The 8578-nt window shown below is 74.0% G+C and carries 6 protein-coding genes; all 6 read right to left on the bottom strand.

What is annotated here, in order from left to right:
• Positions 1 to 1014: amidase (locus ACFV4N_RS35270; protein ID WP_499676997.1), on the bottom strand; the 1014-nt coding region annotated here is incomplete at its 3' end.
• Positions 1015 to 1145: 131 nt separating this feature from the next.
• Positions 1146 to 3059, bottom strand: a complete 1914-nt coding sequence (locus ACFV4N_RS35265) for a glycosyl hydrolase family 95 catalytic domain-containing protein (RefSeq protein WP_499676996.1) — start codon at positions 3057 to 3059, stop codon at positions 1146 to 1148.
• Positions 3028 to 4986 carry a beta-galactosidase gene (locus ACFV4N_RS35260; protein ID WP_499676995.1) on the bottom strand — a complete coding sequence of 653 codons (1959 nt, stop codon included), beginning with the start codon at positions 4984 to 4986 and terminating at the stop codon, positions 3028 to 3030. The genes ACFV4N_RS35265 and ACFV4N_RS35260 overlap by 32 nt, the downstream gene beginning before the upstream one ends.
• Positions 4983 to 5945, bottom strand: a complete 963-nt coding sequence (locus ACFV4N_RS35255) for a carbohydrate ABC transporter permease (protein ID WP_499676994.1) — start codon at positions 5943 to 5945, stop codon at positions 4983 to 4985. Before ACFV4N_RS35255 ends, ACFV4N_RS35260 begins: the two co-directional genes overlap by 4 nt.
• Positions 5942 to 6916 (bottom strand): ABC transporter permease, encoded by a 975-nt coding sequence (locus ACFV4N_RS35250; RefSeq protein WP_499676993.1) that lies wholly within the window; start codon positions 6914 to 6916, stop codon positions 5942 to 5944. Before ACFV4N_RS35250 ends, ACFV4N_RS35255 begins: the two co-directional genes overlap by 4 nt.
• Positions 6903 to 8522 carry an extracellular solute-binding protein gene (locus tag ACFV4N_RS35245; RefSeq protein ID WP_499676992.1) on the bottom strand — a complete coding sequence of 540 codons (1620 nt, stop codon included), beginning with the start codon at positions 8520 to 8522 and terminating at the stop codon, positions 6903 to 6905. The genes ACFV4N_RS35250 and ACFV4N_RS35245 overlap by 14 nt, the downstream gene beginning before the upstream one ends.
• Positions 8523 to 8578 lie beyond the last annotated feature (56 nt).

Genomic DNA, 8578 nt, shown 5'->3' with positions numbered 1-8578 from the left:
GGTGTCCTGCTCGAAGCCCTCGTCGCCCGCGCCGGTCAGCCGCTTGACGCGGGCGACCTCGATCGCCTGGTGCACGAACCAGATGACCAGGAAGTCCCGGCCGAGCTGCCGGTCGTCGTGCGGCGGGTCCACCTCCTCGACGTGGTGCCCCATGTCGGTGAGCAGCGCGGCGGCGTGCTCGACCGCGCGGACGGCCTCGGGGTGCGGGTGCTCGCGCAGGGCGCAGCGGGTGGTGAAGCCGACGCGCAGCGGACCCGGCGCCTCGTCGAGCCGGTCGAGGAACGAGCGGTCCGGCAGGGCCGGCGCGTACGGGCTCATCGCGTCGGGCCCGGCGAGCGCGTCGAGCATGGCCGCGGTGTCGCGGACCGTGCGGGAGACGACGCCGTGGGTGGCCAGGCCGTTGAGCGGTTCGCTCTCCGCCGGGCCGTGCGGCACCAGGCCCCGGCCGGGTTTGAGCCCGACCAGGCCGGTGCAGGCCGCCGGGATGCGGATGGAACCGCCGCCGTCGCTCGCCGCGGCCACCGGGACGATGCCCGAGGCGACGGCCGCCGCGGCGCCGCCGGACGAGCCGCCCGGGGTGCGGTCCGGGTCCCAGGGGTTGCGCGTCGCGCCGAACAGCTCGGGCTCGGTGACGCCCTTGGAACCGAACTCGGGGGTGCTGGTCTTGCCGAAGACGACGACGCCGGCGTCGAGCCAGCGCCGCACGACCGTGGCGGTGCGCGTGGCGGTCCGGCCGGCGAGGGCGCGGGAACCGGCCGACGTCGGGGTGCCCGCGAGGTCCTGGTGGAGGTCCTTGAGCAGGAACGGGACGCCCGCGAAGGGACCGGTCGGCGCCTGCGCGGCCCGCTGGTCGGCGTGGTCGTCGAGCCAGGTGCAGATGGCGTTGACCCGCGGGTCCACCGCCCGCGCGCGGTCCCGGGCGGCCGCGAGCAGCTCCGCGGCGGTCACCTCGCCCGCGGCGACCAGCCCGCCCAGCGCCAGCCCGTCGTGCTCCAGGTAGTCGCGCTCGTCCAACGGTCGTCTCCTCGTCCGGGGGTCGCGGGGCCCGGACATGGTCACCTACCGACCGGTAAGCGCCGATCGCGGGGGTGCCGGACGGGCCGGGCCGGGGACGGACCGGGGTCGCCGGGCGGCGAGCGGGGCCGTCACCGCGGCCACGCCAGCTCCACCCGCTCCCCCGGCCGCACGCGCACCACCTCCCGCCGGTCCCCGTGCCGGAGCACCACCTCCCGCGCGGTCGGCCCGCTCACCGCCGCGGACGTCGGCGCGCCACCGCTCCAGCGCACGTCCACCACCAGCCCCCCGCGCACCCGCAGCCCGGTCACGCCGCCGTCCGACCACGACGGCGGCAGCGCGGGCAGCAGCTCCACCTCACCGGTGTGGCCCTGGACCAGCATCTCCGCCACCGCGGCGGGCACCCCGAGCGAACCGTCCACCTGGAACGGGTTGGCCGCGACCAGGTTGGGGCAGCGCGGCATGGCCGCGACCAGGGCCGCCGCCCGCCCGCCCTCGCCCAGCCTGGCCCACAGCGCCGCCTTCCACGCGTACGACCAGCCTGGGCCCTCGTCGCCCCGCTCCTCCAGCGACCGGCGGGCCGCCTCCGCCTCGGGCGTGCCCCGCCGGATCCGCGTGCCCGGGTACAGGCCGACCAGGTGCGACACGTGGCGATGCCGCGGCTCGGTCTCCACGACCTCCCGCTCCCACTCCAGCAACTGCCCGCGCGACCCGACCGGCAGCGGCGGCAGGCGGTCCGGCAGGGAGGTGTCCACCGGCAGGCCCAGCACCTCGCCCGCCTCGCGCAGCCGCGTGAACAGCTCCCACACCAGCGTCAGGTCCATCGTGGACCCCACGCCCACCGCCACCTCGTTGCCCGACGGGCTCAGGTAGTGGTTCTCCGGCGACGTGGACGGCGCGGTGGTGAGCGCGCCACCGCGCTCGAACACCCACGACCGGCAGAACTCGGCCGCGCCCAGCAGCACCGGCCACGCCCGCTCGCGCAGCCACGCCACGTCACCGGTGAAGGCGAAGTGCTCCCACAGGTGCAGCGACAGCCACACGCCGCCCATCGGCCAGTTCGCCCAGGCCGGGTCGCCCTGCACGGGCGTGGCCAGGAACCACGGGTCGGTGTTGTGGTGCGCGCACCAGCCGCCCGCGCCGTACAGCGCCCGCGCCACCCCCGCCCCGGACCGCGCCAGGCCCTCGACGAACTCCAGCAGCGGTTCGTGGCACTCGGGCAGCCCGGTCGGCTCGGCCGCCCAGTAGTTCATCTGCGTGTTGATGTTGACGGTGTAGTTCGACCGCCACGGCGGCTCCGGGTGCGGGTTCCACACGCCCTGGAGGTTCGCGGGCAGCGTGCCCGGCCGGGACGAGGCGATCAGCAGGTACCGGCCGTACTGGAACAGCAGGGCGGCGAAGGCCGGGTCGTCGGCGCGCCACGTGTCGGTCGGCCCGTCCGGCAGGGGGCCGAGGTCCAGCGCCACCCGGTCGAACAGCGCCCGGTGGTCGGCCACGGCCCGCTCCCGGAACGCCTCCCACGCGGGCGGGTCGGCCAGGCCGACGTAGAACACCGCGGCGCCCGGCTCGTCGACGCGGACGAGCGGCACGGGCGCGTCCAGCGACGCGGTCACCCCCGGCGCGCCCTCCACCCGCACGCCCAGCGCGTGGTGCTCGTAGGAGCACACCGCCTCCTGCCGCACGCCGTTCCCGTAGTCCACGGCGGCGACGCCCGTGCCCAGGTCCAGGGACCGCGAGTAGCCCCCGGCGGGCGTCACCCCGTGCAGCCGCAACGTGCCCAGCGGCTGGTAGACCCCGGTGTCCGGGCCCTGCACCGACCGCAGCAGCGCCTCGGCCCGCTCCGGGTCGCCCGCGAGCACGGCCTCCCGCGCCGCCAGGAACTCCGCCACGCCGTCCACCGGCCGCGCCGGGCCGCCGAGCCACACCCGGTCGTCGTTGAGGTCGAACCGGCCGGTGCCCCGGCACATCGCGCCGAACCGGCCGCTGCCCAGCGGCAGGGCCTCCTCCCACCGCTCAGCCGGCCTGCGGAACCAGAGCCGCGACACCGAACCTCCCCAGGGTCACCGAATCGGACACCGCGCCGCCGGTCAGCAGGTCGACGTGGTCGCCGGGCACGTCCAGCGAGACCTCGTCCACACCGTGGTTGACCAGGAACAGCACGTCACCGCGCCGCACCACCTCGACGCCGCGCGGCCGGGCGGGCGCCGGCCCGACACCGGCGCCCGCCAGCACGCGCTCGAACAACCGCACCGCCGCGCCCGCCTCGGGCCGGGTGGCCACGTACCACGCCGTGCCCGCGCCGTGCCGGTGGCGCAGCACCACGGGCGTGCCGTCGGCCAGCGCGGCCACCACCTCGGCGCCCTCGACCAGCAGGTCGTCGCGCCAGAAGTCGGCGGTGAACCCGCCCAGCTCCGCCGACGAGCAGGCGAGCACCTCGTCCGGGCCGAGCGGGACCACCTCCTCGACGCGCAGCCCCAGCAGCTCCCGCAGCGGCCCGGGGTAGCCGCCCGGGAACACCTGGTCGCGCTCGTCCACCACGCCGGAGAAGAACCCCACCACCACCGTGCCGCCGCCCGCGACGAACGACCGCAGCGGCTCGGGGTCGCGCACCAGGTACAGGTTCGGCACGACCACCAGCCGGTAGGCCGACAGGTCGGCGGCCGAGGCCGTGGCGGGCACGAAGTCGGCGGTCACGCCCAGCTCGAACAGCGGCCGGTAGCAGTCGCGCACCCGGTCGAGCAGGTCGAAGTCGCCGGACGGGTGCGCGTCCAGCTCGACCGCCCACCAGTTCTCCCAGTCCAGCACCACGGCCACGTCCGCGACCACGGGCGCGCCCGCCACCGGCGCCAGCGCCGCCAGGTCCCGCCCCAGCGCCTCGACCTCGCGGAACACCCGGCTGTCCGGTCCCGCGTGCGGCACCATCCCGGAGTGGAACTTCTCCGCGCCGCCCCGGGAGGCGCGCCACTGGAAGAAGCAGACCGCGTCCGCGCCGCGGGCCACCGCCTGCACGGACTGGGCCCGCAGCTGCCCGGCGGGCTTGGGCGGGTTGCGCCGCCGCCAGCTGACCGCGCCGGCGGCCTGCTCCATCAGCAGCCACGGGCCGCGCTTGAGCGAGCGCATGACGTCGAAGCTCAGCGCGCTGAGCACGTGCGACTCCGGGTCGGCCGGGTCGGGGTACCAGTCGTGCGAGACCACGTCCTCGTGCGCGGCCAGCGCCCAGCCGTCCACGACCGGGTTCAGGCCCATGAAGTTGGTGGTCACGGGCACGTCCGGGGTGATCCGGCGCAGCACGTCCCGCTCGGCCAGGAAGGACTCGACGAGGGTGTCGGAGCAGAACCGGGCGAAGTCCAGCCGCTGGCCGGGGTTGATCAGGTAGGGCGCGCGGCGGGGCGGGATCACCTCGTCCCACGCGCCGTAGCGCTGGCTCCAGAACACCGTGTGCCAGGCGTCGTTCAGCTCCTCCAGGGTGCCGTACCGGTCGCGCAGCCAGTGCCGGAAGTGCGCGGCGGTGGTGTCGCAGTGGCACACCTGGCCCAACTCGTTGCCCACGTGCCACAGCGCGAGCGCCGGGTGGTCGGCGTAGCGCCGGGCCAGGTCGGCGACCAGGGTCAGGGCGTGCTCCCGGTACACCGGCGAGGAGGGGCAGAACTGGTTGCGCGAGCCGTAGGCGAGCCGCCGGCCGTCGAAGTCCACCGGCAGCGTCTCCGGGAACCGGTGGCCCAGCCACGGCGGCGGCGACGCGGTGGGCGTGGCCAGGAAGACCCCGATCCCGCTCGCGTGCAGCAGGTCGAGCACCCGGTCCAGCCAGCCGAAGTCCCGCTCGCCGGGCCGCGGCTCGATCCGGGCCCAGGAGAACACGCCGACCGTCACGGTGTTCACGCCGGCCCGGCGCATCAGCTCGACGTCCTGCGCCCACACCTCCTCCGGCCACTGCTCGGGGTTGTAGTCGCCGCCGTACCGGATGCCCCTCATCCCTTGATCGCCCCCACGATCACGCCCTTGGTGAAGTGCTTCTGCACGAACGGGTACACGACCAGCACCGGCACGACCGCGATCACCACCACGGCCATCTTCACCGCCAGCGTCGCCACCAGGCCGCCCGAGCCGTCCAGCGTGGAGTCCGCGGGGCTGGCGCCGGGGATGGGCTGGCCCTGGAGGACGTAGGTGCGCAGCACGAGCTGGAGCGGCCACTTGTCGGTGGAGTTGAGGTACAGGAAGGCGTTGAAGAACGCGTTCCAGTAGCCGACCGCGTAGAACAGCGCGATCACCGCCGTCACGCCCTTGGACAGCGGCAGCACGATCCGGGTCAGCACGCCGAAGTCGCTCGCGCCGTCGATGCGGGCGCTGTCCACCAGGTCCTGGGGGATGTTCATGAAGAACGACCGCAGCACCACCAGGTTGAACGCCGCCACCGCGCCGGGCAGCACGAGCGCCGCGTAGGTGTCCAGCAGGCCCAGGGACTGCACCAGCAGGTAGGTCGGGATGAGGCCCGGTCCGAACAGGAACGTCAGCAGCACCGCGAACAGCAGCGGCCGGTGCGCGAACGAGCCGGGTCGGGACAGGCCGTAGGCCGCCAGCAGCGTCACGATCGTGCTGAACAGCGTGCCGACGACCGTGATGCCGGTGCTGACCAGCACCGAGCGGGTCACGGTGCCGCCGGAGAGCAGCTCGGCGTAGGCGGCGAAGGTGATGCCGTCGGGCACCACCACGAGCCCGCCCGCCCTGGTGATGGCCGAGGAGGGCGAGACGCTGGTCAGCACCACCACCCACAGCGGGAACAGCACGGCCAGCAGCACCACGCCGACCAGCACGCCCTTGGCCGCCTGGCCGAGGCGCGTGGGCGGTTCCTCCCACACGGGGCGGGTCCGGGTCGGGCGTTCGTGGGCCGGGCGCCGGCGGGTCGGTCGCGGACGGGTCCGCACGGTGGTCATCGGGAGTACACCCCCTGCTCGCCGGCCAGGTGCGCGACCTTGTTGGCCGCCAGCACCAGCGCCAGCCCGACCAGGCCCTTGACCAGGCCCGCGGCCGCCGCGTAGGCGAAGTCGGAGTTGACCACGCCGGTGAAGTACACGTAGGTGTCCAGCACCTCGGCCGTGGCCGCGCCGACCGCGTCGCGCTGGAGCAGGAACTGCTCGAACCCGACCGTCAGCGCCTCGCCCAGGCGCAGGATCAGCAGCAGCACCACCACCGGGACCAGCGCGGGCAGCGTCACGTGCCACAGCCGCCGCCACCGGCCCGCGCCGTCCACCGCCGCCGCCTCGTACAGCGAGGTGTCGATCGTCGACAGCGCCGCCAGGAACACGATCGCGCCCCACCCGGCGTCCTTCCACACCGACTGCGCGGTCACCAGCGCCAGGAACAGGTCCGGGTCGGTCATCACGTCGACCGGCGAGAACCCGTGCGAGCGCAGGAACTGGTTGAGCACCCCCGCCCCGCCGACCATCTGCTGGAACAGCGTGATCACCAGCACCCAGGAGAAGAAGTGCGGCAGGTACACCACGCTCTGCACGAGCATCCGCAGCCGCGGGCTCAGCAGGCTGTGCACCAGCAGCGCCAGCCCGATCGGCACCGGGAAGTAGAACACGAGCTGGAACGCGGTGATGGTCAACGTGTTGACCGTGGCGTCCCAGAACCCGGGGTCGGTCAGGATGCGCTCGAAGTTGGTGAACCCGATCCACGGGCTGCCCGCGATCCCCACGTAGGGCGAGTAGTCCTGGAACGCCACCACGTTGCCCAGCAGCGGCACGTAGTGGAACACCGCCAGCAGCCCGATCGCCGGCGCCACCATCACCAGCAGCACCCAGTCCCGCCGCAGCCGCCGCACCCACCGGGGGGACCGGGCCGGGGGGACCGGGCGGCCCGCCGTGGCGGCGGGCCGCTCCAGCAGGTCAGCGCCCGGCATCGGACAGCGCCTTGTCGTAGAACTCGCGCAGCTCGTCGCCGCCGGCCTTGCGCCAGTCCTCTGCGAGCTTGCCGACCTGGTCCACGGGCGTGCGACCGCGCAGGATGTCGTTGGTGCGGTCCTCGAACTGCTTGGGCAGCTTGGAGTGCTCGGCGGGCTCCTCGATGCGCAGGCCGAACGTGGGCGGCTTCACCTGGTGCTCGTAGGCGTCGGCGAGCCAGCCGTGCAGCGACTTGACGTAGTCCGGGTACTGCGACTCGACGATGGCGTCCGGCGGGCCGGACAGGAAGCCGTAGGTGAGCGTGATCTCCTTGCGGCCCAGCTCGTTGAGGTCGGGCGCACCGCTCGCGTTGCGGGCGCTGTGCTGCCCCTCGACGCCGTAGCGCAGCAGGAAGTGCTCCTCGGTGCCGACGGGCGCGGCGGCGAAGTTCGCCACCCGCAGCAGCTCGCGCACCCGGTCGTCGGGGACGTCCTTGCGGATCAGGGTGACCATGGCCGTGGCCGGGCTCACCGGGTAGCCCGGCTTGCCGCCGTCGTGCGCGAACAGCGGCATCGCCTCCATGCCGAAGCCCGGGTTCGTGGGCCGCTGCTGGGCCAGCGCCTCGCGCCACGCGCCCAGGCCGTCCTGGTAGACCAGCATCTGGCCGCCCGCGAACAGCTCCTTCATCCGCGTGGTGTTGCCCGCGACCAGGTCGGGGTGCACGTAGCCCGCCGCGTAGAGGCTCTGGGTGAACTTGACCGCCTCGGTGTACGCCTCGGTCTCGATGACGTTGACGACCTTGCCGGAGGAGTCGCGGCTCCAGTCGCCCGGGCTGCCGAACGCCCGGACGATCGAGCGGAACACGTCGCCGACCGCCCACCGGTTGTTCGCCGGGTCGTTGATCCGCTTGCACAGCGCGGCGAACTCGTCGGCGCTCTCGGGCGGCTCCACGCCGAGCTGCTCGAACAGGTCGCTGCGGTAGAACAGGGTTTCGGGGAACGGCCTGTCCGGGAACGGCACGCCGTAGAGTCGACCGCCGTAGACGCACGCGTTCCACGCGTCGGTGGGGATGTTGGCCAGCAGCGGGTAGTCCTTGACCTTGTCGCCGGCGAGGAAGTCGGTCAGGTCGCGGAACACCTCACCGACGCCCTCGCTGAACCGGGGCGGGATGGTGAACGTCGGCATGACGGTCAGCTCGGGCACCTGCTTGGCGGCCATGATCGCGGCCAGCTTCGCCTGGTAGTCGCTGCCCTGCACCAGGTCGAACTTCACCACGCCGCCGAGGCGGGAGTTGACCACGTCGTAGTAGGAGTTCTCGCCGAGCCCCGGCGGGACGGGCCAGAACGCGGGGGTCATCGCGGTGACCTCGCCGCCGTTCAGCGGCTTGTCCCTGACCGCGGCGACCAGCTCGCGGGGGAACGACAGGTAGCCCGGGGAGGAGCCGCCGACACCGGGCAGGTCCGGCTTGGCGAACTCGACCGGCACGTGGGCCGGCAGCACCCGGGACAGCGCGTCGGCGTCGAGCGCGGTGCCGGTGTGCTGCTGCGCCGACGAGCCGCAGCCCACGAGCAGCGTGCCGCCGGCCGCCGCGGTGAGGGAGAGGAAGCCCCTGCGGTTGAGAATCATGAACGCCCCTTAGCGTCTAATCCAGGGAGTCGCGCGCCTTCGCGCGTGAAGAGGGG

The sequence above is a fragment of the Actinosynnema sp. NPDC059797 genome, assembly GCF_042732085.1.
Taxonomy (GTDB): domain Bacteria; phylum Actinomycetota; class Actinomycetes; order Mycobacteriales; family Pseudonocardiaceae; genus Actinosynnema.
This window is presented reverse-complemented; position numbering and strand designations above follow the sequence as displayed.

Excerpts from the sequence above, each read along its gene's own strand:
- ACFV4N_RS35260 (WP_499676995.1), bottom strand. The coding sequence starts at position 4,986 with ATGAGGGGCATCCGGTACGGCGGCGACTACAACCCCGAGCAGTGGCCG.
- ACFV4N_RS35255 (WP_499676994.1), bottom strand. The coding sequence starts at position 5,945 with ATGACCACCGTGCGGACCCGTCCGCGACCGACCCGCCGGCGCCCGGCC.
- ACFV4N_RS35250 (WP_499676993.1), bottom strand. The coding sequence starts at position 6,916 with ATGCCGGGCGCTGACCTGCTGGAGCGGCCCGCCGCCACGGCGGGCCGC.
- ACFV4N_RS35245 (WP_499676992.1), bottom strand. The coding sequence starts at position 8,522 with ATGATTCTCAACCGCAGGGGCTTCCTCTCCCTCACCGCGGCGGCCGGC.